Origin of the sequence: Streptomyces sp. NBC_01017 (genome assembly GCF_045162795.1) — a bacterium.
In the GTDB taxonomy this organism is placed as follows: Bacteria; Actinomycetota; Actinomycetes; order Streptomycetales; family Streptomycetaceae; genus Streptomyces; species Streptomyces machairae.
The window spans coordinates 5,152,936-5,176,458 of the sequence record NZ_CP108683.1 but is presented as its reverse complement, the minus strand read 5'-3'; the positions used below and the strand labels follow the sequence as shown (position 1 = coordinate 5,176,458).

Sequence of the window (23,523 nt, the reverse complement as noted above, 5' to 3'; positions counted from 1 at the left end):
GCGTTCACGGACCGGTCGGGTACTGCCACCCGAACGAGCCCAACGCCCGTGCCCTGGCCTCCACCACCGCCATCCGGGCCTGCCGCTCCGCCGGGTCGACGTGCGCCGACTGACCCGTCATCTGGCCGTCCCACTTCCGGTAGAGCAGCCCCGCCTCCGCCGAGAACCAGCCCCGGCTCACGGAGTTGAGCGCGAGCAGCAGGCCCGTGTCCTCGGACGCCGGGAGGGCCATCCAGCCGCCGAGGGCGAGCAGGAGGTCCCGGCGTACGCACAGGGTCGCGGGGTGGACCTGCGCGCGGAAGTCGTTCGCCCGCCAGAAGTCGAGTACGGCGCCCTGCTCGATCGGCCCGTCCTCGGGGTCGCCGGGGAAGCCGGCCGTCGAGCCGTCCGGCAGCAGGTCCAGGACCCGTGAGGTCGTCCAGCCGACGGCAGGGTCGGCCCCCAGCACGGCCAGGTCGCGGGCGAGCGTCCCCGGGGTGAGCTGGTCGTCGGCGTCCAGGATCTTGGCGTACTCGCCCTCGGTGTGCGCGAGCGCGACCGTGCGAGCCACTCCGGGGCCTCCGGGGCGGCCCTGACGGAAGGTCACCCGCGGGTCGTCGGGGACGTACGGGCGGACCTCGTCGGTCCTTCCGTCCTCCTGGATCACCCAGTGCCACTCCCAGCCCGGCGGCAACTCCTGCGCGCACAGCGACCGGTGGGCCTGCGGCAGGAACGCCGCCGACGGGCCGTGGACAGCGGTGACGACGATGACGCGCCGGGACACGGCGGCCCTCACCACCTTTCGGACATGCGAAGGCCCGACCGCTGGCGACGGGGGATGCACCAGCGATCGGGCTGGGGCCAACAGTAACAAGGCTGCCTGCCTCGTGGGAGCCGCCTCATCCGCTGCGATGACGCGTTGTGATCGGGATCACGGAAACCGCTGTCCGTGGCGCCCCCGTCGTACCACTTGCGTTCACGCCCCGTCACTGAGCGCACGGAGTGAGGAGGAGCCGGGAGCCGGGAGCCGTATGCCGGCACGGGCGGGCCTAGTTCGCGCACGGCGGCTCGTACGACAGCCGAGGCAGGTACTCGTGCCACTTCTCCCGCGTCAGCACGCCCTGCGTGGTCGCGCAGACGCGGCTGATCGCCTGGTCGACGTCCAGGTTCCACAGCCGGACCGTGTCGGTGCCGCTGGAGACGCCGAGCATGTGGCTGGTGGGGCTGAACGACAGGAAGTTGCCCGTCGTGGCGTTCGGGCTCATCGCCTCACCGATCGCCGAGGCGTCGGACGGGTTCGAGACGTTCCACAGCCGGACCGTGTTGTCGTTGCCGCCGCTGGCCAGATAGCGCCCGCCCTTGCTGAACGTCAGGGAGACGACGGCTTCGGTGTGGCCGCTCAGGGGGTCCCCGTGCGGGGTTGCCCGGCGCGGGTCGGTGACGTCCCAGAGCCGTACGGTGTCGTCGTCCCCGCCGCTGGCCAGCGTATGGCCGTCCGGGCTGTAGGCGAGCGCGTTGACGGGCCCGGCGTGCCCGGTGAGCGGTGCGCCGCGCAGGGTGGGCCGGCGCGGGTCGGTCACGTTCCACAGCCGGATCGTGCTGTCCGCGCTGCCGCTGGCGAGCGTGCGGCTGTCCGCGCTGAAGACGAGGGAGTTGATGTAGCCGTTGTGCCCCTTGACGGGTGCGCCGAGCGGCACGACGTGCTCGGGGTCGCTGACGTTCCACAGCCGGATGGTGCGGTCGTCGTAGGCGGTGGCCAGCGTGCGGCCGTCCGGGCTGTACGCCAGCGCGTCGGGGCCCATGAACCGGGTGCGCAGGGTGATGGGCGTCCCGAGCGAGACCGGCCGGGTCGGGTCGCTGACGTCCCACAGATGCACGGCGCGGTTCCCGGTCAGCACTGCGAGGGTGTGGCCGTCGGGGGAGAACAGCAGGGACCGCTGGCCACCGTCGCCCGGCATGAAGGCGTCGTTCAGCAGCACCGGCCGGGCCGGCTTCGCCACGCTCCACAGCCGGATACTGCCGTCGCGTGCGGCCGTGGCCAGCACCCGCCCGTCCGGCCGGAACGCCCCGCCGCGGCCGATCATGTCCGACGTCGGTATCGACCACAGGCGGACCTTGCTGTCGCCGCTGCCGGTGGCGAGCGTACGGCCGTCGGGGCTGAACCCGAGCGCGTACATCTCCCCGCTGGCACCCGCGAGCGGCTCGCCGACCTGCGAGGGATACGCCCGGTCGCTGACGTTCCACAGGCTCGCCGTGCTGTCCGCGCTGGCGGCGGCGAGCATGTCGCCGTCGGGGTTGAAGGCCACCGACCAGATGGGGCCGGTGTGCCCGGTGAGCGGTGCGCCGAGCTGCCGGCCATGGCGGGGGTCGGAGACGTCCCACAGCCGGATCGTGTCGTCCGCGCTGCCGCTGGCGAGGGTGCGGCCGTCCGGGCTGAACGCGACGGAGTGCACCAGGTCGGTGTGTCCGGTCAGCGTGGAGATCGCCTTCGGCCGGCCCGGTTCGGCCACGTCCCACAGCCGGATGGTGTCGTCGTCGCCCCCGGCCGCCAGCGTCCTGCCGTCCGGGCTGAACGCCACCGAGCGCACGGCGGCGCCGGCCCCGGTCAGCGGCTCGCCCAGCGGCTCGGCCCGCTCCGGATCGCTGACGTCCCACAGCCGTACGGTCCGGTCCTCGCTGACGGAGGCGAGCGTACGGCCGTCAGGGCTGAAGGCGACCAGGTAGATCGTGGCGTCGTGCCCCGTCAGGGGCGCCCCGAGCGGACGCGGCCGGTTCGGCTGCCGTACGTCCCACAGCCGGACCGTGCCGTCGTCCGAGGCACTGGCGAGGGTGCTGCCGTCCGGGCTGAAGACGGCGCTGCTCACCCAACTGCTGTGCCCGGCCAGGGGTTCGCCCAGGGGCTTGGGCCGCTCCTGGTCGGAGACGTCCCACAGCCGTACGGTCCGGTCGTAGCCGGCGGTGGCCAGGAGCCGTCCGTTCGGGCTGAAGGTGGTCAGGTAGACGGCGCCGGTGTGGCCGCGCAGGGGCGTGGCCAGCGGGGCGTTCACGATCGAGATGAGCCGGCTCTTGGTGTCCTCGTCGTCCGGGCGCAGCCGGTTGGCCACCAGGTCGAGCTGGGCGGACAGCGACGGGTCGGTGTACTGGAAGCGGTCGGCCTCGGCGAGCACCTGCGCGTACACGGCGTCGTCCCGCTGCTGCCAGGCGACCACCGCCGCCCCGACGGCCACCATCACCAGCGCGAGCAGCGCAGCGACCGCGCTCCGCATGATCCAGACCGTACGCCTGCGCAGCCTGACCGAGGCGGCGAGGAACTCCACCGCGCCCCGGGTGAGGAACGTGTCCCCGGCGGACCGCGCCCAACTGTGGGCCTGCTCCAGCCGGGAGCCCCGGTACAGCAGCGACGAGTCCCGCGCGGACTCCTCCCAGGCCCGGCCGTCCTCCTCCAGCCGCTGGCGCAGCAGATTGCCCTGCCGGTCCTCGTCGATCCAGTCCCGCAGCCGCGGCCAGGCATGCAGGAGCGCCTCGTGCGTGATCTCCACGGTCTCCGCGTCCAGCGTGACCAACCGGGCCCGCACCAGCGCCTCGAGTGACTCCTCCGTCTTGTTCGGGTCCGTCGACTCCTTCGCCAGCTGCCGCCGCGTTCCCCGCCGCCGGGTCGTCTGTGTGTCCTCTCCGAGCCGGACCAGCCTGAGCAGCAGCAGCCGCGCTGCGGTACGCGCCGCCGGATCGAGGCCGGACCAGGCCCGCTCGGCGGTGGCCGCCACGGCACCCTGAATCCCGCCGGCCGCCCGATACCCGGCCAGCGTCAGCCGCCCGGCCTTGCGCCGTTGCCAGGTGGCGAGCAGCGCGTGCGACAACAGCGGCAACGCCCCCGCGTCATGCGTCCCCCGCGGCCCGTCCGCACTCACCTCCCGCACGATGAGCTCCGCCAGCCCCGGCTCCAACTCCAGCCCCACAGCCTTGGCCGGCCCGGTCACCGCCTCCCGCAACTCCGAGGCCGTGAGCGGCCCGAGCACCATGTGCCGGTGCTGCAACGCGTCGGCCAGCTCCGGGTGCGCGAGGCACTGCTCGTAGAAGTCGGCACGAATGCCCAGAACTACGAGAACGGGCGGCGGGTCGCCGGGTTCGGCGGGGGTGCAGGCGGCGTGGAGGAGCTGGACGAAGGTACGGCGGTCTGCTTCTTCGGGGCAGAGGGTGAAGGTCTCTTCGAACTGGTCGACGATGAGGACGGGCGGGGTGGCGGGGGCGACGGAATGGGTGGAAGTGCCGGTGCCGGAGGAGCGGTCTGGGTCGGCGTGGACGTGAGCGCCGTCGTCGCCGTCGTCGCCGTCGTCGCCGTCAGCGCCGGAGGCCTCGCGCCGGGCCCAGGCGAGGACTGCGGCGCGTATGCGGCGCCCGAAATCGGCACGGAGCTCCTCGGCGCCGGTTTCGTCCCCGTCCTTCGCCCGCCGGCCCGAGCCCGCAACGTCCGCCGACCGGACGACATCGGCGAGTTCCGGTATACGACGGGTCAGCTCGGCAAGCGGATCGGCACCCGGCACGAGCTGCACCACGGCGCCCGCCGGACCGCTGCTCCCCGCCCCGCCCAGGGCGCCGTTGCGCAGCGCAGTCACCAGACCGGCGTTCAGCAGGGAGGACTTGCCGGCCCCCGAGGCACCGACGAGCATGACGAGACCGCCGGTCTTCTCCACGGCGCGGAGCTGCGCGACCAGCGCGTCGGTACTCCGCTCCCGCCCGAAGAACCACCGGGTGTCCTGCTGCCGGTACGAGGCCAGCCCCCGATAGGGGCACACCCCACCGGCCACCGCGGGCGCCTCGACCGAAGCCTGGAGGTCCTCCTCTTCCCCGGAGGTGGCCCGCTCCCACAGCCGCTGCCACTGCCCCAGGTCGTACAGCCCGGCGGACACGGGCGTGGGCCGCGCGCGGCGCGCCTGCGGAACGAGGACATGCAGTACGGCTGACAGCGCGGCGAACTGGGCCGGCACGTTCTTGGCCCGACGCCAGTCACTGATCCGCTGAGCGGACACCCGTACGGGACGCCCCCGCTCGTCGACCCGCTGAAGCCGTACGACCGCGTCGGCCACACTCTTGAGCGGCGGATTGCCGGCCTCCTTGTAGAGCAGCGCGAGCCGTTCGGCAAAGGCCGTGCGCGCTGCCGAGTCGGAACTCAAGCCCTCCACTCCCTTACTCCGCCGCTGCTCGGCCCCACCTGGTCTTCCGGACCGGAAAACTCACTTTATACGGCTGACCTGCGGCTAAGACGGCGTCCGGAGACCGGATGTTCCTCTCCGGCACGCTCGACTGGCAGGATCACGACGCAATTGCGCATCCATCGCGCGACGCCCAGGCAGGCCACCAGCCCAGAGCCCGGAGAGACCACTCATGGCGCCGCATGTTCTCGGACACCTTCGACACGATTCGTTTTCGCAGGAACTACGAGCCCTCGACGCCGCCCCGGTCCAGCTCGACCCGCACTGACCCGCCGACACGGCACGTCACCCACGGGTCGACACCTCCTCGCCGTTCGGCACCGGTCCCCACGAGGGGAGGGACCGGTGCCGGACGACGCGGTTGCCATTCGCGCAGGCGCGGGCAGGCGCGAGGGTTGAAGTCCGGTCATGGACGGTCGCTGTGCGCGGCATCCGGAGTGGTGGTCACACAGAGGTTCGGAGAGCAGATCGGCTCCGGTGCGCAACCTTCCGGCGAAATGCATCGGCGCGCTCGCGTCGTCCAGGGCGAACTTACCGCCGAGGGTGAGCATCGCTGTGCCGGAGCCGTCGACCTCCTCGTGGCTGCGAATGATCGACTTCAGGTAGCCGGTCAGCCACCGAGGTCCACTGCATTGGTCCCCCGCGAAAGTCGGTCTATTTGCTCTTATAAAGAGCGTCCATTCGGTCAACTCCGGCTACAAAGCGTGAAAATAGGCCACATGCGGTCCGGTCTATGTGCAAGAGCACGGCTCGACGGCAGCATGGTCAGGCGCTTGAACGGCGCGCTGCGCCGCGGAGTGAGATCGTCGGGGGTGTTGGTGAATCACGCGTGGCCGCCGTCCACCTTTCTCGGCCGGTTGAGAACTGCGACCCGCGACGAACTCCTGGAACAGGGCACCCCGGTCACCTATCCACCGCATAGGGCGCTACTGCAGCAGGGAGACGAGAGCCGGCATGTCCTGCTGATCACAAGTGGCGTCGTGAAGGTCGTCGCCAGCGCGGAGAGCGGCTACGACATGCTGCTCGCCGTCCGTATAGCGGGTGACCTGGTGGGCGAAATGGCGGCCTTCGAGGAGCGCCCCAGGTCCGGCACGGTGATCGCGTGCAGTGATGTGACCGCACGGATCATCCAGGTGCGGACGCTGGAGACCTTCCTCACCCGCCACCCTGACGCCATGCGGGCCATCCTTCACATGCTGAGCGCCCGGCTGCGCTGGGCCAACCGACGCCGGATCGATTTCCAGGCGTACGACTCGCTGACCCGACTGGCCCGGGTTCTGGCCGAGTTGAGTCAGGCATACGCCCAGCCCGTGCCACACGGCGACGGCAAGCGATGCGTCCTCGGTGTGACGCTCACCCAGAAGGAACTCGCGTCGCTGGCCGGTCTGGCTCTCAACACGGCGGAAAAGAGTCTGGCCGCTCTGACAGCGAAGGGACTGGTGGAACGGAGCTACCGGAACATAACCATCTGTGACGTTCCGAAACTGCTTGAATTCGCCAAAGTCGTGGCCGACAACCCGTATTGATACGGGATCACTTCACGCGCTCTCTCCTAGCCTCTCGCACACGCACTTCATGGGCAGTGTCAGCCCATGGCCTGCCCCAGAGAGGAATGATCGGGTGGTTGAGTGGTCGGGGTTCCGTCCCTGCACATGTATAGCCGTGGACGCACAGGCCTATGGCAGCCAGAACGACCGTAGACAGTCCGAAACTCAGCATGACCTGCCGCGGCTCCTCGATCGAGCCGCCAGAGGCGCCGGCTTGGACCGCGCACAGTGGAAGATCCAGCGCAAGGGCGACGAACAGCTCGCAGTGCGGCCCCTGGACGGCACCGAGCCCCGTCTGGTCGACGACTACGTCCGCCATCTCCTCGCCGAGCTGCGCGAGTACAACGCCCAGCGCATTCCCCAGGCCCGGATGCGGCTGCGGGCCGTCATCCACCAGGGACTGGTGGAGTTGGCGGACAACGGCTTTGCCGGCTCGGCCGTGGTGGCCACCGCGCGTCTGCTGAACGCCCGTCCGCTCTACGAAGCCCTGGCTGCCCACCCCGCCGCCGACCTGGCGCTCCTGCTGTCCGACGACGTGTTCCGCGCCACGGTGGCGGGTGGCCACACGACCCTCACCACCGAGGACTTCACCGAGGTCACCGTCCAGGTGAAGGAGTACGAGGCAACCGCCTGGCTGCGCGTGCCCACGCATGCCGCACCGGCCGCCGCCTCGCGCGAGCCCGGGACCGCGGAGACGGGGAAGCCCGTGGCCCCGGCGGCGGGGGAGCCCGTGGCCCCGGCGGCGGGGAAGCCCGTGGCCCCGGCGTCGGGGGAGCCCGCGGCGGGCCGGCTCGAACGGGCCGCCGCGGGCGAAGCCGGCAGCGGGACGGGGGTCAGCAACGCATACCGGGCCGACAAGATCAACGTCACCAACGTGGCCGGCTCCGTGGACGCACGGGGAGCCGTCTTCGGCTTCGGGAGCACGGGTGACTGACGCTTCGGACCACGCCGACGGGCCGGCCGTACCGCCCGTCCCCGCTCCTGACGACGACGTGGAGCCGCCCACGCCGGACTACGGCGGCGGTGTGCCAGAGGCCGGAGAGGACGACCGTGGCCCGGATTCCGGACCGGACGCCGAGCGGCGCAAGGAGCAGGACGAGCGGGAGGCGGACGACCGGGGCTATGACGATCTGCGTCGTGTCCACCAGCTCGTCAACAACAACTTCTACGGTGTCGTCGACGCCTCCGGAGCAGCGTTCGGATTCGGCGCCGCCTCGTCACTTGGACTCGCCCCCGGCACCATCGAGCCCGAGGAGACGGACCGCGTCCTGCGGTTCTACGTCCCGCCGCAGCCCTGCTTCGACGCGGCGCTCGGCAAGCTGCACGAGGACGGCCTCGTGGTGCTGACCGGCCAGGACCGCTGCGGCCGGGGCGCAGGCTCCCTTGCCCTGCTCAGGAAGATTTTGGGCAAGGAGGCCAAGCTGCGCAGCCTGTCGCCCGCCAACGCCCTGTCTGAGCTGGCGGCTTCGCGGCAGCTCAAGCGTGGGCAGGGATTCATCATCCTCGACTACGTCGGCGAGCTGCATGTCGAGGCGGTGCAGGCGTACGACATCGGGCGGCTGAGCGAGGAACTGCGCCGCGAGGGGTCGTACCTCGTGATCACGGCGGGCGACGCCACCAGCCGGCGGCTGGCTCTGCGGGACCACTGTGTGCCGTGGCAGGCCCCGGACCCCGTGGATCTGTTCGAGCACTGCAGAGAGAACCTGCCGCAAACCGGCCTCGAACCCGACACCGAGAAGGAGCTGCTGGAGCGGGTAGGCGAACAGCGAGGGCCGGCGGACGTCGTCGCCGCGGCCGTGGCCCTGTCCCGGGACGGCGCGGAGGCGGCGCTGGACACGCTGCGGGACCGGCACCGGGAGCAGGTCCAGGAGTGGTTCCGCAGGAAACCGCCCACGGAGGACCTGCTTCCGCTCGCGGCCCTGGCCTTCCTGGAGGGCATCCCTGAGCGGACGTTCGAGAAGGAGTGCGCCGCTCTCGCCGCTCATGTCTGCAACTGGGAGCAGAGCGGCGAAACACCGGTCGTGGAGGCGGACGGACCGAAGGGGAAGCCGTTGCGCGGTGCAGCGGCCGACCAGTCCCGGGCCCGGTGGAGAGACCGGGCGGCGGGGCTTGTGACGACCGAACACCGGCCGGGGCCGAGCCGGGACGCTGAGCGCAGCGAGCGGCGCCTGGTCTTCACCACGCCTCGCGTCCGCGAGCTCGTCATCGAGGAACTCCACGACCTGTACGGCTACGCACTCTGGTATCCGTTGCGCCAATGGCTGAGCGAGCTGGCCCTGCTCGGCGACCTCGACTCTCGGACGGAGGTGGCCCGGGGTGTCGCGCTCCTCGCGCGGTACGCGCTGGTCGAGGTCGACGAGAACTTGCTGAAGGTGTGGTCCGACGGCATCACCAGCCAGCGGGTGACCGCCGCGCTGACGCTCGGGTTCATGTGCGACGACGAGCATCTCGCCCCGCAGGCCCTGAGCATCGTCGTGAGCTGGGTGGACAACAGCGGTCCCGGGCGTGCCGTGACGGCAGCCATGGCGCTGACGGGCCGTTTGGGCTCGCTCTACCGCCTGCAAGCGGTCAACTGGTTGTTGTTCCTCACGCACCGGGGCGAGCGGATTGCGTTTTCGGCCCGGCGTTCCCTGGTCCTGCTGCTACAGACCGCCGAACAGGACCCCGATCGTGTCCTGTTCACCCTTCGGTACGTAAGGACCGTGATCGCCAGGGCGGCCCCGGGTTCCCGGGAGCGGTCGATTGCCCTGAGGACCGCCGTGCAGCTCCTGGAAGCTGCCCGGCTGCAGGCTCCCGAGCCCGTCACCGCGGCACTGCTGCGTACTGTCCCGGACAGTGCCCGCCATCTCGGATCGCTGTGGGCAGACGTCCTGCACAGCAGCAACCGGAGCCGGGCGGTCAGCGCGCTGTGCCGGACGCTGGTGCAGCTGCGGGACGACCCGGCCGTCACCGACGCCGTAGGCGAACTCGGCGAAGCCATGCGGAACGCCATGAACCGGCGGCAGTGGACAGCGCTGTGCCATCACATGTCCATCGCGCTGAAGCACCCCGACTACGCGATTCCCGGTGCCCAGCGACTGGCGCAGGTGCTCCTGGGATCACTGCGCGGCCCGGCCCAGGCGGAGTCGCAGTACTCGTCTACGTCCCTCAGATCCACCCCTCCCTTCACTTTCGCTCAAGGAGGCCGAAACAAGTGAACTACCCGGTCATAGCCGAGCACATCCTTGCCACGGTGCAGGGCACCTGGTGGTCTCGGCGCCGCCGCCGCGAGGACGTGCCGCCGCTGCCGCCCGGCGCGGTCTATGTCTTCAGAGTCGGCGGGAACTACCGCACCTTCCCCGAGGGCATGGTGTTCGACCCGTCCCACCCCGACGTGCTCGATGCCTCGTCGGTCAGCTTGGTCGACACCCGGGCGCGTCTGGTCGATGTGGATCGCCCGCTGCCGTCAGTGAGCGAGGCGGACAACTTCACGATGCGCGCGTCCTTCACCTGCCAGGTGACCGACCCGACTGTGATCGCTCGGCAGGGCATCATCGACGTCACCGTTCCCCTGCGCGCCTACCTGATGGGCGACGGCGACCTGCCAAGGGTGAGCGCTGGACACCGTGTCGAGGAGATCAATGCGGTGCGCACCGAGGCCGGCCACCGCATGGCCGCCTACAGCGCGGTCGTGCCGCCGCGTGTCGCGGGCATGAGCGTCGAGTTCGTCAACGCCGAGGTGCACGCGTCGGACGACCTGCGGGACTGGGAGCAGAAGCTGCGCGACGAGCGGCGCTCCTGGGAACTCCAGCGGGGACAGCGCGACTTCGAGACCCAGGACGCGCTCCGCATCGCGGAACTGCTGTCCCAGGGATCCGACCACGTGGACGCCTTCGGCATCGCACGCAAGGAGATCGACGTCACCGAGGTGGCGTCCCGTGTCCATCGGATCACCGGGGACGAGTCGGCCCGCCGGCACGAAGCCGAGAGGGCGGAGCGGGCCCACACGCAGGGGTTGGAGACGTCGGAGGCGCAGATGCGCCGCGAGATGCTGCTGACGCTGCTGCGGCAGATGGGCGGCAGTGAGTACGTCGACTACCACCAGGTCCTGGAACAGGTCCTGCGGGAGACGGGCGGCCAGGCCGCACCCGGCATCGGAGCCGCCGCGGACACCGCCCGCATGGTCGAGTCGGGACAGGCACGCTCCGGTCGTACGGGCACGGGCCGGGACGCTTCGCGCGACCCGCAGGGGGGTTTCGTCAAGGACGAGGACGATCTAGTTGACTGACTTCCTGACGAACGATGAGACGGCCTCCGGTACGGCGAACGGCCAGGGCGCTGCCTCTCCTGTGGCAGACGGCCGGGCCACCGCCCGCACCACGGGCACGACCTCTGCCCGCACCACGGGCACGACCTCTGCCCGCACCACCGGTGCCGAGACCCTGGCCGGCTCCACCCGTCGCCCCTCCGGCTTCGACACCGCACGACGCCTGCGCTCGCTGACCGGCGTCGACGAGGAGCTGCTGACCAGGATCAAGTTCGAGCGGAGCAAGTACACGGCCCTCGGCGGGGTGGTGCTCGGCACCTCGGTCATAGCGGCGTTCTCCATGTGGAACTTCGCGACGCAGGCGCTCGGCAAGGTCTCTTACGTGGCCCTGCTCCCGACGGTCATCTGGATGCTGTTCGTACTGAACCTCGACCGCTGGCTGGTCACTCCTCAGCCGAACGCACGCCGGCGGGTCGGGCCTCTCCTCACGCGCCTGCTGATTGCGCTGATGCTCGGCACGGTGATCGCCGAGCCGCTGGTGCTGCGCATCTTCCAGACGGCCATCGAGGAACATGTCGCGGATGAACGTACGGACGCCATCGACCAGTTGCGCACGAACCTGGTCCGCTGCAACCCCGTACCGTCCACGACGCAGACAGCCACCCCGAAAGGCTGCGACAGGACATACGTCCTCTCCTTCGGTGCGACGCCGGGCGAACAGGCCGAGGAACTGGCCGCCTTGCGCTCGGACGCAGCCGCCCTGCAAAAGCGGGTGGACCGGGACACCACCAGGCTGGAAGGCATCGACTCCGAGGTTCTGGACGAGTGCCGCAGGCTGATCCGCATAGCGGCCACCGGTCTGCTTCAGCGGACGTCCGAGTGCCTGCGCCTGCGCGAAAAAGCGCACGACTACCGGACCACCCACCGCACCAGGGACAACGAGGAGCGACTGGCCGGCATGAACAGCCGCATCTCGAAGATCGAGGCTGACCTGACCTCGTCGCGCGGCGCATTTCTCAAGTCCCGGGCCGACGGCATCGAGCAGCGGCTGGACGACGAACGAGCCAAGCAGAAGGAGATCGGTGTCCTGGAACGGATCCGGGCGCTTGACGAACTCGCGAGCGGGAACCCTGTGCTGTTCGCGGGTATCTGGCTGGTCCGGCTGCTGTTCATACTCCTCGACGTGCTCCCCGTGCTGGTGAAGTACCTGAGCGGAGAGACCGCGTACGACCACATGCTCACCGGCGAGAGCAACAGCGCGGTGAAGATCCACGGCGAGGAGGTCCGGCTGGCCGAGCGCCGAGCCGTGGCGAACCTCGAGATCGCCCAGGACGCCATCGAACAGGAGATCCGCCGCCACCGTGCCGAGTCGGAGGCGGCGTACCGCGAACACACGGCTGCGATGAACATCCGGGTCAGGCAGGCTGTGAACGCGCTGGAGGACGAGATCCGCCGCTCGTCGACGGTCTGACGCACCCGCCTGCACCACGAACACAGCACCACGGCCGCCCCGCATCCCGGGGCGGCCGCATGACACTCACGGAACGCGAGGAGGAGGCATGACCACACCCGGAGGCGACCCCGATACCGGCGCCGCACCCGACCGGGGCACAGAACTCGCCAGGATCCTGCTGTCCGAGGCCCGTGAGGAGCTCGTGCGGGCCGACAACAAGGCCGGCCTCCTGCTGGCGTCCCTGGGCGCGGCCCTGACCGCCCTGCTCGGCGCGATCGGAAGCGGCGTCATCGCCCCACGGAACTACCCGATCGTCCCGCAACTCCTCCTCTGGATGGGCTGCGCTGCTTGCGTACCGGCGCTCGTCCTGCTGGGTCTGGCAGTGACTCCACGCCTTGGAAACCCCCACCACTCCCGCACTCACTACTTCGGCGACGCGAGGCTGGCAATGTCGGTCGCACACCTGGAGCGGACGGTCCGCCGTACCGACCCAGTGGCCCGGGACCTGAGTCAACTGGCGACCCTTTCCCAGATCGCATGGACCAAGTACCGCTGCATACGCCACGCACTGGCCTGGGGCACGGCCTTCTGCGCGCTCACGCTGCTGGGCATAGTGACGGGAGCGTCAACTTAGCGGCATGAGCAGCGAGCCGCTGGATGCGCGGGGACTGGCACGGATGTTGCGCAAGTGGATGACGACGCGTGGGAATCGCACTGCCCCCGCCCTCTGAGAGCAGATCCGCCCCGTGATCCAGACCGGCGCCATGGTCATGGACGGCATGTTCAAGCGCGATCCGGAGCGCTAGTCACGCAGATAGACACGCAGCAACGCCAGAGGGCCCTCACCGATCCGGTAAGGGCCCTCTGAACTGCTATTTAGCTGTCGGGGTGGCGGGATTTGAACCCACGACCTCTTCGTCCCGAACGAAGCGCGCTGCCAAGCTGCGCTACACCCCGATGTCGCTGCTGTCGCGGCGACGTCGTTTACTTTAGCCCACCGGTGGCTTGAGACGAAATCCGGTTTTCGTGCGGTGGTGGACCCGGTGGCGGATGGGGTTGGGGCGGGCGTGGTCGAGGGCCACGAGGGCGATGGCCAGGGCGTAGATGGCGAGGCCGATGAGGAGGGCGTTGCCGAGGACGCTCTTGTATCCGTGCCGGGCCACGTCGAGGAAGGGGTAGAGATAGCGGGCCGGCGTGCCGGCCACGAGCAGCTCGCCCCGGGTCAGGGCGATCGCCAGGTAGACGAGGGGGTAGAGCAGCCAGGTCGCCGCCGGGCGCAGGTGCAGCTGACCGGGAGCCGTCAGGAGCAGCCAGTCCAGCAGGGCCGCGATGGGCGTCGCCGTGTGCAGGACCTGAGTGGTGATCGCGTGCCAGCCCGTGGGGTCCGTGGCCTCGCCCGTGAGGACGCCGGGGAGGGCGTAGGGGCTCGACTCGTTGGCCAGCAGCAGGTGGTAGACGAGGCCCGTGACCAGGGCGTAGAGCAGCGTGGCGCCCGTCAGTGCGGAGGGCAGGGGGCGGCGGGCGGTCCAGGCGCGGCGGGCCGAGAGGATGAAGACCAGGGCCAGCAGGATGTTGGCCTGGATCGCGAAGTGGCTCAGGGTGCGCACCGGGCTGCCGAGGGTCAGTTCGATGGCGACGGCCGCGGCCGCGACCAGGGCGACCAGCAGGCGGTACACGGCTGCCAGGGGGCGGCGGGCGGGGGCCACCACCGCGGTGGCGGGGACGTGGGACGGCAGCAACGCGGGGATGCCCGGTATCGCGGGGAGGTCCGGGATGTCCCTGGGTATCGGGGCTGTCATGCCCTCACGCTAAGCAGGGTGGGGCAAACGGGCGATACGGGTGGTCCGTGCGGGTTACGCCGAGCGGCCCTACGGCAAGGCCCGGCCATGAGAGGCACGGCCAGGCGAGGCCAGGCGAGGCCAGGCGAGGCCAGGTCAGGCCAAGCAGAGCCAAGCCCAGTCAAGCCGCCGGTGCCGCCGCCGGCCCCGTATCCGCCCCGAGGCCCCCTCTTACCCCCGCCCCACCAGCATCAACAGCCCCACAGCATCTACTCCCGCCCCACCAGCGTCAGCAACGTCGCCTCCGGCGGGCAAGCGAAACGGAACGGGGTGTAGCGGTTCGCGCCGCAGCCTGCCGAGACGTGCAGGTAGGACGTACGGCCCTGAGCCGTGTGCGTGGACAGACCCTTCACGCGGTCCGTGTCGAGGTCGCAGTTGGTGACCAGGGCGCCGTAGAAGGGGATGCAGAGCTGGCCGCCGTGGGTGTGGCCGGCCAGGATCAGGGGGTAGTCGTCGGCCGTGTAGGAGTCCAGGACGCGCAGGTACGGCGCGTGGACCACGCCGAGCGCGAGGTCGGCGGCGCCCGACGGGCCCCCGGCCACCCGCTCGTAGCGGTCCCTCTTGATGTGCGGGTCGTCGAGGCCGGTGAGCTCCACCGACACGCCCTCGACCTTCAGCGTCCCGCGCGTGTTCGTGAGGTTGAGCCAGCCCGCGGCGTCGAAGCCGTCGCGCAGGTCCTCCCAGGGGTTGTGGATCGCGCTGACGGCGGGCGCGTTGCCGTTCAGGCCGTGGCGGCCCTGGGCCTTCTCCAGCAGATAGCGGGCGGGGTTGCGCAGCTTCGGGCCGTAGTAGTCGTTCGAGCCGAAGACGTACGCCCCCGGGAACTGCATCAGGGGGCCCAGCGCGTCCAGCACCTCCGGTACGCCCTCCGGGTCGGAGAGGTTGTCGCCGGTGTTGATCACGAAGTCCGGGCGCAGGCCCGCCAGCGAGCGCAGCCAGCGCTGCTTCTTGCGCTGGCCGCCGACCATGTGGATGTCGGAGACCTGGAGCACTCGCAGCGGACGCATGCCCGCTGGCAGGACGGGGACCGTCACCCGTCGGAGGCGGAAGGAACGGGCCTCGAAACCCGCCGAATACAACAGTCCGGCGGCGCCAACCGCCGTGATGCCCAGGGGTACTCCGTATCGCGCGCGCATACGACCATCGTGTCAGACCGGCGAAGTCCCCGTGCCGGGCCGCCCCCGGTAGGGCATCGACGCGCACGCCCCTTGAAATCAAGGGGCGTTCCCTGCCGCACACCTGCGACAATCGACGGCATGACCACGCTCAAGTCGAAGCTGCAGGAAGACCTCAACGCCGCGATCAAGGAGCGCGACGAGCTCCGCTCCTCGACGCTCCGGCTGACGCTCGCCGCGATCACCAAGGAGGAGGTCGCGGGCAAGGAGAAGCGCGAGCTCTCCGACGACGAGGTGCAGAAGGTGATCACCCGCGAGGCGAAGAAGCGCCGTGAGGCGGCCGAGGCCTTCGCCCAGGGTGGTCGTGCCGAGTCCGCCGAGCGGGAGAAGGCGGAGGGCGAGGTCCTCGCCACGTACCTGCCGAAGCAGCTCAGCGACGACGAGCTGAACCAGATCGTCGCCCAGGCCGTCGAGGAGGCCAAGGCGGCCGGCGCCGAGGGGCCGCGGGCCATGGGCGCCGTCATGAAGATCGTGAACCCGAAGGTGGCGGGCCTGGCGGAGGGCGGCCGGGTGGCCGCGGCGGTCAAGAAGCTGCTCGCCGGCTGACACCTGCGGCACGGCAGGCGGTGTGGCTGCCGACCGCTCCGCCTCGGACGACAGACGGCCCCTGTCCCTTCGTACGAACGAAAGGACAGGGGCCGTCCCCTTTTCAAGGCCGCGTCAGCCACGCCCTCCGGTGCCGCCCCCGTTCGACTGGCCCTGCCACCAGCCCTCGGGGATCGAGAAGGACGGCGTCGGGAACGTATCGCCACCGCCGCCGTTGTTCCCGCCGCCGATCAGGCCGCCGATGACGTTGTCGCCGTTGTTCCCGTCGTTGCCGTTCTCGTCGCCGTCCTCGTCCTCGTCACCCCGGCCGCGGTCCGGCTTGTCCTCCGGGATGTCGACGGTGTTGAAGTTCTCGTCGGGCTTGCCGTCGAGGGCGCCGTTCATGGCGTCCCGCCAGATCGGGCCCGGGACCCGGCCGCCGTAGACGAGGTCGTGGTACTGGCCGCCGATGTAGATGTTGCGCATCTTGACCTTCTGGGTGGCGCTGCCGACCCAGACGGCGCCCGAGAGGTTCGGCGTGTAGCCGACGAACCAGGCGTTGCGGCGCTCGTCCGTCGTACCCGTCTTACCGGCGCTCTGGCGGTTGGTGAGACCGGCCTCCTTGCCGGTGCCGGAGTCGACCACGCCCTGGAGCAGGGTGTTGATGGTGTCCGCGGTCTGCTCGGACATCGCCCGCGAGCACGTCGACTTGGGCACCTCGAGCGACTTCTGCTCCCCGCCGACCTTCTGCGAGATCGACTCGATGGCGATCGGCGTGCAGTACATGCCGCGGGAGGCGAAAGCGGCGTACGCGCTCGCCATCGTCAGCGGGGAGAGGCCGATCGAGCCGAGGGTGACCGAGGGGGTCTCCGGGAGCTTGTCGCCGTTGCCCTGCCGGACCTGCAGCTTGTCGGTGATGTTGACGACCGGGCACAGGCCGATGTCGGCGACCATCTGCACGAAGTAGGTGTTGACCGACAGCTCCATCGCCTTCCTCAGGCGGTAGGGGCCGCGCTCGGACTCGGCTTCGTTCTCCAGCTTCTCGCCGTTCAGATTGGTCCACGGCTTGCTGTCGCACGTCTGGACCGGGCTCGGGTACTCCATCTCGTACGGCGACGGGTACTCCTGCGTCGGCGGGCGCCCTTCCTCCAGCGCGGCCGCCGCGACGAACGGCTTGAACGTCGAACCGGTCGGGAAGCCGAAGTTGGAGCCGCCGTAGGCCGCGTCGACCGAGTAGTTGTACTCGGTCTCGTTCTTGCCGTAGCCGTACGGCTTCGACTGGCCCATGCCGAGGACCTTGCCGGTGCCGGGCTCGACGAGGGTGGTCGCGGCGGCGACCTTGTCGTCCTGGTTGACGTGGTCCTTGAGCGAGGCCTGGACCGACTCCTGGGCCTGCGGGTCGAGGGTCGTCGTGATGGTCAGGCCGCCGCGGTTCCAGATCTTGGCGCGGGCCTCGCGGTTCTTGCCGAAGACCGGGTCGCTGAGGAAGACCCTCTCGACGTACTGGCAGAAGAAGCCGGCGCCCTTGACCGCGGTGATGCAGCCGTTGTTGGGCTTGCTGACCTTCAGGCCGAGCGGCGCCTCCTTGGCCTTGTCGGCATCCGCCTGGGAGACGTCGCCGACGTCGGCCATGCGCTGCAGGACGATGTTGCGCCGCTTGGTGGCCTCGGCCTCGTCGTTGACCGGGTCGTAGCGGCTCGGCGACTGGACGATGCCCGCGAGCAGGGCCGCATCCTGGAGCTCGAGGTCCTTGGCGGACTTGGAGAAGTAGCGCTGGGACGCGGCCTCGACGCCGTATGCCTGCTGGCCGAAGAACGTGATGTTCAGGTAGTTCTCGAGGATCTTCTTCTTGCCGAGCTCCTCCTCGACCTGGATCGCGTACTTCAGCTCCTTGATCTTGCGGCCGAGGGTCTGCTGGGTGGCCTGCGCGACCTTCGTCGCGTCGTCGCCGGCCTCCTCGACGAAGACGTTCTTCACGTACTGCTGGGTGAGCGTGGACGCGCCCTCGGTGACGCCGCCGCTCTGCGCGTTGCGGTTGAGGGCGCGCAGGACGCCCTTCAGGTCGACCGCGCCATGCTGGTAGAAGCGGGCGTCCTCGATCGCGACGATCGCCTTCTGCATGTACGGCGAGATGTCCTTGAGGTCGACCACCGTACGGTCGCGTGAGTAGACCGAGGCGATCTGGTCGCCCTTGGCGTCCAGGATCGTGGTGCGCTGGCTCAGCGGCGGCGTCTTGAGACTGACCGGGAGCTCGTCGAAACTCTCGACCGAACCCTTGGCCGCGAGCCCCAGCGCGCCGACGGCGGGCAACGCGATACCGGCCAGCACGGCTCCCGCGAGCACACTGACACCGAGGAACTTGGCGGCCTGTTGCGTTGGCGACAGACCACCGCCCGAGCGCTTCTTTGGCATGGGGGCAGCCTAAACCGTAGAGATGAGCGAACCGAGGGCCGACCGTGCGCGAGCAGAGCACGCTCGCGGATGCAGCCCATTCGCCGGACAGGCATGCAGGCGTTGGCCTAAGCTGCTGTCAACTGTCACAGCAGCGCGGCCACGTATCAATACGTCCGGCGACCCCGAATCGTTCCGGAGGTTCCTCACTTTTTTTGGTGGGGACGTGTCCGAATCCGCCTTGTGTGTCATCCGGCGTCCGTTGTGACTCAACAGAACTGTCCCGGTTTGCCGGGAAAGTCACGCATGTCGCCAGCTCACTCCCCCGGGTGATCTGCCGCTTACGCATAGTCCGTTCGGGCCATTCAAGATTGGGCCCGAAGGGGGTGTTGCGCTGTGCCCACCTTCCGTAACGTCCTCAACTGGCGGCGGTGAATATGCCGCTGCCGCCGTGGGGGAGCCTCGATTCGGGAGAGGACGGCGCCGGTATGGGCTGGGTAGTCGACTGGAGTGCGCAGGCGGCCTGCCGCACTACCGATCCGGATGAACTGTTCGTTCAGGGAGCAGCGCAGAACAGGGCCAAGGCGGTGTGCACCGGATGCCCGGTGCGCACGGAGTGCCTGGCGGACGCGCTGGACAACCGCGTCGAGTTCGGCGTGTGGGGAGGAATGACCGAGCGGGAGCGCCGTGCACTGCTGCGCAGGCGGCCCACCGTGACCTCCTGGCGGCGGCTGCTGGAGACCGCGCGCACGGAGTACGAGCGGGGCGCGGGCATCCTGCCGCTCGACGACGACCAGGTGTACGAGGACTTCGCGGCGGTGAGCTGAGGGGTCAGGGCTGAGGGGGCCAGGAGGGCCTCCTCCCGGAACCCCCTCAGGTGCCGGCCGCGGGGTCGGGCAGCTCCGGCCGATGGGCCGCGAGTCGGTTTCCGATGTCCCGCAGTCCCGCGAGGTCATGGACATCGCCGGGCAGCGCGGCCACTTCGGCCACCGCCACCTCGGGGTGCAGCGAGGTGAAGCGGTCACGCGTGCGCTGCTCACGGGAGAGCAGCTGCATGCGCTCGGCGTGCAGCCTCAGCAGACCTGCGGTGAGTTGGTCGACGGACCGCTCCACATGCCCGGTGGCGGATTGCGGAGCGACGGGCTGCGGCTCGTCCGTGGCTGCGGTGCGCTCCGTGTCCGGGGCGGGGGAGCCTGCCTCAGGAGCGGCGGGGGAGCCTTCTTCGGGAGCCGGTTCTTCGGAAGCGGTCGATTCGGAAGCGGTCGCCTCAGATGCGGTCGCTTCAGATGCGGCCGATTCTGAACTGTCGTACGTGTCGGGGGAGTTACGAAGTCCAGCTTTCCCGCCCTCCTGATCCACAATGCCGGGCTCTTCAAGATTTTCCGCGGCGGCGAGCGCCCGCTCGGCCGACAGCCGGGCGGCGCCGCTGCCGTGGACCCGGTTGAGCACCAGACCGGCGAGCGGCATGTCCTCGGCGGCCAGCCGCTCCACGAAGTAGGCGGCCTCGCGCAGCGCGTCCCGCTCCGGCGCGGCCACCACCAGGAACGCCGTCCCGGGCGCCTGGAGCAGCTTGTACGTCGCGTCCGCGCGCGTCCGGAACCCGCCGAACATGGAGTCCATCGCGGCCACGAAGGTCTGTACGTCCTTCAGCAGCTGGCCGCCGAGCAGCTTGCCCAGCGCGCCCGTCATCATCGACATGCCGACGTTCAGAAACTTCATCCCCGCACGGCCGCCCACCTTCGCCGGGGCCAGCAGGACGCGGATCAGCTTGCCGTCCAGGAACGAGCCGAGCCGCTTGGGCGCGTCCAGGAAGTCCAGCGCCGAGCGGGACGGCGGTGTGTCGACGACGATGAGGTCCCACTCGTCCCGGGCGCGCAGCTGCCCGAGCTTCTCCATCGCCATGTACTCCTGCGTGCCCGCGAAGCCCGCCGAGAGCGACTGGTAGAAGGGGTTGCCCAGGATCGCGCCCGCCCGCTCGGGGTCCGCGTGCGCCTCGACGATCTCGTCGAAGGTGCGCTTCATGTCGAGCATCATCGCGTGCAGCTCGCCCTCACCCTCGACGCCCTTCACCCGGCGCGGGGTGTTGTCCAGGGAGTCGATGCCCATCGACTGGGCGAGTCGGCGGGCCGGGTCGATGGTGAGGACGACCACCTTGCGCCCGCGCTCGGCGGCCCGCAGTCCCAGCGCCGCCGCGGTCGTGGTCTTGCCGACGCCGCCCGAGCCGCAGCACACCACGATGCGGGTCTTCGGGTCGTCGAGCAGCGGGTCGAGGTCGAGCACGCGCGTGGGGGACAGGTGAGAGGTGCGCGCGGCGTCGGTCGCCTGGGCGGATTCCGGACGGCTCATGACATCCCCTGCTTCCGACGCTGACGCTCCTGACATACGACGTGCCGGTCCCGCCGTACGGCGGGCCGCTCCCGCCTGCTGAACGGACTCGTGGCCCGCCTGCTGAACGGACTCGTGTCCTGCTTGGTGAACGGACTCATGACAGGCCCTGTTCCCGCAGCTCGCCCGCGAGTTCGTACAGGCCCGCCAGGTCCATGCCCTCGGCGAGCAGCGGCAGTTCGTGCACCGGCAGCCCCAACTCGTCCAGGACCGCCCGCTGCTCCTGCTCCAGCGCGTACCGCTCGGCGTACTCGTCGGCCTGCCCCAGCAGCGGGTCCACCAGCCGCTCGGCGTTCCCGCCGCGCCGTGCCCCGCCGAGCCCGGCGGAGGCCAGCGACTTGGCGACGGTGGCGCGCGGCACACTGCGTACGAGTTCCAGGTCGGTGGCGTCCAACACCTCCGGCCGCACCATGTTCACGATGATCCGCCCCACCGGCAGCCGTGCCGCCCGCAGCTCGGCGATCCCGTCCGCGGTCTCCTGGACGGGCATCTCCTCCAGCAGCGTCACCAGGTGCACGGCCGTCTCCGCCGACTTCAGCACCCGCATCACGGCCTGAGCCTGATTGTGTATCGGCCCTATCCGGGCGAGCCCTGCCACCTCGTCGTTGACGTTGAGGAAGCGGGTGATGCGCCCGGTGGGAGGCGCGTCCATGACGACACAGTCGTAGATGAACCGCCCGGCCTTGTCCTTGCGCCGCACGGCCTCACACGCCTTGCCGGTCAGGAGTACGTCTCTCAGCCCCGGCGCGACGGTGGTGGCGAAGTCGATCGCGCCGAGCTTCTTCAGGGCCCGGCCCGCACCGCCCATTTTGTAGAACATCTGGAGGTAGTCCAGAAGGGCCAGTTCGGGGTCTATGGCGAGGGCATACACCTCCCCGCCCCCTGGAGCGACGGCGATCTTCCGCTCCTCGTAGGGCAGCGCCTCTGTTTCGAAGAGCTGCGCGATGCCCTGCCTGCCCTCGACCTCGACGAGAAGCGTCCGCTTCCCCTCCGTGGCGAGGGCGAGGGCGAGGGCGGCGGCGACCGTGGTCTTTCCGGTCCCACCCTTGCCGCTGACGACCTGGAGCCTGCTCACGTCTTCGAGCCTAACCAGTCGGTGCGCAAGCTACGCGACAGCCTGTGGACAACGTGACCGCGGTCGGCCGCATGACCCTCGCCGGGCAGCGGATAAAGTCGGCCACATGACCAAGTGGGAATACGCAACTGTGCCGCTGCTCGTCCACGCCACGAAGCAGATTCTGGACACCTGGGGCGAGGACGGCTGGGAGCTCGTCCAGGTCGTGCCCGGGCCGAACAACCCCGAGCAGCTCGTGGCCTACCTGAAGCGGGAGAAGCAGGCATGAGCGCGGTCGAGGAGAAGCTTGCCGAGCTGGGCCTGACGCTCCCGGAGGTCGTGCCTCCGCTGGCCGCGTACCAGCCGGCCGTCCAGTCCGGCGTGTACGTCTACACCGCCGGCCAGCTGCCCATGGTGGAGGGCAAACTCCCGGTCACCGGCAAGGTGGGCGCGGAGGTCACCGCCGAGGAGGCCAAGGACCTCGCCCGCACGTGCGCCCTGAACGCCCTCGCGGCCGTGAAGTCGGTGGCGGGCGACCTGGACCGCATCGCGCGCGTGGTGAAGGTCGTGGGCTTCGTTGCCTCGGCCCCCGACTTCACCGGCCAGCCCGGCGTTCTCAACGGCGCGAGCGAACTGCTCGCCCAGGTGCTGGGCGACAAGGGCGTTCACGCGCGCAGCGCGGTCGGCGTGGCCGTGCTTCCGCTGGACGCGCCGGTCGAGGTCGAGGTCCAGGTGGAGCTGACCGGGGCGTAGCCGACGGCGTTGGCGCAGGCCTTCGGCGGTGCGGCCGGCGTGGCGGCCCGCCGCCGGGTGCCGGCCACACGGAGGGGTTGAACATCGCTGAACGGCACCGTAAATGAGCGGCCCGCCGCCCTCCCGGCACGGCACAGTGGGCCCATGGCCGAAACCGTCCTCCGACGCGGGCTCGACGCCCAGGGGTACATCGCGCGCGAGGGGGCGCTCGGGCGCGTTCCCCATGCTTTCCGGCCCGTCGTCGCCGCCGCGCGCGACCGCCTGCTGGATGTGTTCGGGGCGCGGCTGCACAGCGCCTACCTCTACGGGTCGATTCCGCGCGGCACCGCGCGCGTGGGGCGCAGCGACCTGGATCTGCTGCTCGCCCTGCGCGAGGAGCCGACCGAGGCGGACCGCACGGACGCACGCGGACTCGACGAGGCGCTCGACAAGGAGTTCGCGCAGATCGACGGGGCGGGGACGCTGCTGTGCAGTCGCAGGCAGCTGCTGAGCGACCTGGAGCGGTACGACGGCGGGTGGTTCGTCGCCTGCCTGTGTACGCCCCTTCTGGGGGACGATCTCGCCGAGTATCTGCCGCGCTACCGGCCCGACTCGCTGCTCGCGCGCGAGACGAACGGTGATCTCGGCCTGCTGCTGCCCAAGTGGCGGGCGCGGATCGCCGGTGCCGACGACAGCGATGACGCCCGAAGGCGGCTCGTCCGGTTCATGTCGCGGCGACTGGTGCGGACGGGGTTCACGCTCGTCATGCCTCGCTGGGGCGGGTGGACCAGCGATCTGGTGGAGATGGCGGAAGCCTTCGGCTCGTACTGTCCCGCGCGGGCCGAGCAGATGCGGACCGCGGCCCTGCTCGGGTGGGAGCCGACCGGCGACGCGGCCGTCCTCCGGTCGTACGTCGAGGATCTCGGCCCTTGGCTTGCGCAGGAGTACGCGCGCGTGCACGGCGTCAAAGCCCCCCGGCCCGACTGAG

General features: G+C 70.2%; 18 protein-coding genes and 1 tRNA gene. 11 read left to right on the top strand and 8 right to left on the bottom strand.

All coding sequences use genetic code 11. The features are described 5' to 3' along the window. Positions 1-4: 4 nt before the first annotated feature. The gene (locus OG331_RS23540; protein ID WP_406199376.1) at positions 5-763 is read right to left on the bottom strand and encodes a glycosyltransferase family 2 protein; all 759 of its coding nucleotides are present in this window, start codon (positions 761-763) and stop codon (positions 5-7) included. Between the two features lie 265 nt (positions 764-1,028). Beyond that, complete coding sequence (locus OG331_RS23535; RefSeq protein WP_406199374.1) at positions 1,029-5,159, bottom strand: AAA family ATPase; 4,131 nt, start codon at positions 5,157-5,159, stop codon at positions 1,029-1,031. Between the two features lie 887 nt (positions 5,160-6,046). Between OG331_RS23535 and OG331_RS23530 the strand changes: the two genes are divergently transcribed. From OG331_RS23530 to OG331_RS23505, 6 genes are all read left to right on the top strand, one after another. Further along, positions 6,047-6,715, top strand: coding sequence for a Crp/Fnr family transcriptional regulator (locus tag OG331_RS23530; protein WP_406199372.1), 669 nt, complete (start codon positions 6,047-6,049; stop codon positions 6,713-6,715). Positions 6,716-6,950: 235 nt separating this feature from the next. Next, on the top strand, positions 6,951-7,670 hold the full coding sequence (locus OG331_RS23525; protein ID WP_406199370.1) for a hypothetical protein: 720 nt from the start codon (positions 6,951-6,953) through the stop codon (positions 7,668-7,670). Then, positions 7,663-9,933: a hypothetical protein gene (locus tag OG331_RS23520; RefSeq protein WP_406199368.1), complete on the top strand. Its 2,271-nt coding sequence runs from the start codon at positions 7,663-7,665 to the stop codon at positions 9,931-9,933. The genes OG331_RS23525 and OG331_RS23520 overlap by 8 nt, the downstream gene beginning before the upstream one ends. Beyond that, positions 9,930-11,003 (top strand): hypothetical protein, encoded by a 1,074-nt coding sequence (locus OG331_RS23515; protein ID WP_406199366.1) that lies wholly within the window; start codon positions 9,930-9,932, stop codon positions 11,001-11,003. The genes OG331_RS23520 and OG331_RS23515 overlap by 4 nt, the downstream gene beginning before the upstream one ends. Continuing rightward, positions 10,996-12,453, top strand: coding sequence for a DUF4407 domain-containing protein (locus tag OG331_RS23510; RefSeq protein WP_406199363.1), 1,458 nt, complete (start codon positions 10,996-10,998; stop codon positions 12,451-12,453). The genes OG331_RS23515 and OG331_RS23510 overlap by 8 nt, the downstream gene beginning before the upstream one ends. Before the next feature lie 88 nt (positions 12,454-12,541). Further along, positions 12,542-13,069, top strand: a complete 528-nt coding sequence (locus OG331_RS23505; protein ID WP_406199360.1) for a Pycsar system effector family protein — start codon at positions 12,542-12,544, stop codon at positions 13,067-13,069. A gap of 249 nt (positions 13,070-13,318) precedes the next feature. Here the strand turns inward: OG331_RS23505 and OG331_RS23500 are convergent. The 3 genes from OG331_RS23500 to OG331_RS23490 form a co-directional block, all read right to left on the bottom strand. Further along, a tRNA-Pro gene (locus OG331_RS23500) sits at positions 13,319-13,392 on the bottom strand. A gap of 32 nt (positions 13,393-13,424) precedes the next feature. Then, positions 13,425-14,234: a Pr6Pr family membrane protein gene (locus OG331_RS23495; RefSeq protein WP_406199358.1), complete on the bottom strand. Its 810-nt coding sequence runs from the start codon at positions 14,232-14,234 to the stop codon at positions 13,425-13,427. A 248-nt stretch (positions 14,235-14,482) separates the two neighbouring features. Beyond that, entirely contained in the window at positions 14,483-15,409 is a 927-nt protein-coding gene (locus tag OG331_RS23490; RefSeq protein WP_383234162.1) for a metallophosphoesterase, read from the bottom strand. Between the two features lie 120 nt (positions 15,410-15,529). Between OG331_RS23490 and OG331_RS23485 the strand changes: the two genes are divergently transcribed. Beyond that, on the top strand, positions 15,530-15,994 hold the full coding sequence (locus OG331_RS23485; protein WP_389441888.1) for a GatB/YqeY domain-containing protein: 465 nt from the start codon (positions 15,530-15,532) through the stop codon (positions 15,992-15,994). Positions 15,995-16,108: 114 nt separating this feature from the next. Here the strand turns inward: OG331_RS23485 and OG331_RS23480 are convergent, their stop codons facing one another. Next, entirely contained in the window at positions 16,109-18,385 is a 2,277-nt protein-coding gene (locus OG331_RS23480) for a transglycosylase domain-containing protein (RefSeq protein ID WP_406199355.1), read from the bottom strand. 467 nt (positions 18,386-18,852) lie between these two features. Here OG331_RS23480 and wblA point away from each other — a divergent pair, with 467 nt between their 5' ends. Then, a complete protein-coding gene (gene wblA / locus OG331_RS23475; protein ID WP_328880237.1) occupies positions 18,853-19,191 on the top strand; it encodes a transcriptional regulator WblA in 339 nt (112 codons plus the stop codon). Between the two features lie 46 nt (positions 19,192-19,237). Here wblA and OG331_RS23470 read toward each other — a convergent pair whose 3' ends face one another. Together OG331_RS23470 and OG331_RS23465 are read right to left on the bottom strand one after the other, a co-directional pair. Then, positions 19,238-20,710 carry an ArsA family ATPase gene (locus OG331_RS23470; RefSeq protein WP_406199353.1) on the bottom strand — a complete coding sequence of 491 codons (1,473 nt, stop codon included), beginning with the start codon at positions 20,708-20,710 and terminating at the stop codon, positions 19,238-19,240. Positions 20,711-20,846: 136 nt separating this feature from the next. Further along, a complete protein-coding gene (locus OG331_RS23465; RefSeq protein ID WP_406199350.1) occupies positions 20,847-21,824 on the bottom strand; it encodes an ArsA family ATPase in 978 nt (325 codons plus the stop codon). A 106-nt stretch (positions 21,825-21,930) separates the two neighbouring features. Between OG331_RS23465 and OG331_RS23460 the strand changes: the two genes are divergently transcribed. From OG331_RS23460 to OG331_RS23450, 3 genes are all read left to right on the top strand, one after another. Then, complete coding sequence (locus tag OG331_RS23460; RefSeq protein ID WP_003975360.1) at positions 21,931-22,092, top strand: DUF4177 domain-containing protein; 162 nt, start codon at positions 21,931-21,933, stop codon at positions 22,090-22,092. Beyond that, positions 22,089-22,556, top strand: coding sequence for a RidA family protein (locus OG331_RS23455; RefSeq protein ID WP_362383859.1), 468 nt, complete (start codon positions 22,089-22,091; stop codon positions 22,554-22,556). Before OG331_RS23460 ends, OG331_RS23455 begins: the two co-directional genes overlap by 4 nt. Before the next feature lie 144 nt (positions 22,557-22,700). After that, positions 22,701-23,522, top strand: a complete 822-nt coding sequence (locus OG331_RS23450) for a nucleotidyltransferase (RefSeq protein WP_406199347.1) — start codon at positions 22,701-22,703, stop codon at positions 23,520-23,522. The last annotated feature ends 1 nt before the right edge of the window (position 23,523 follow it).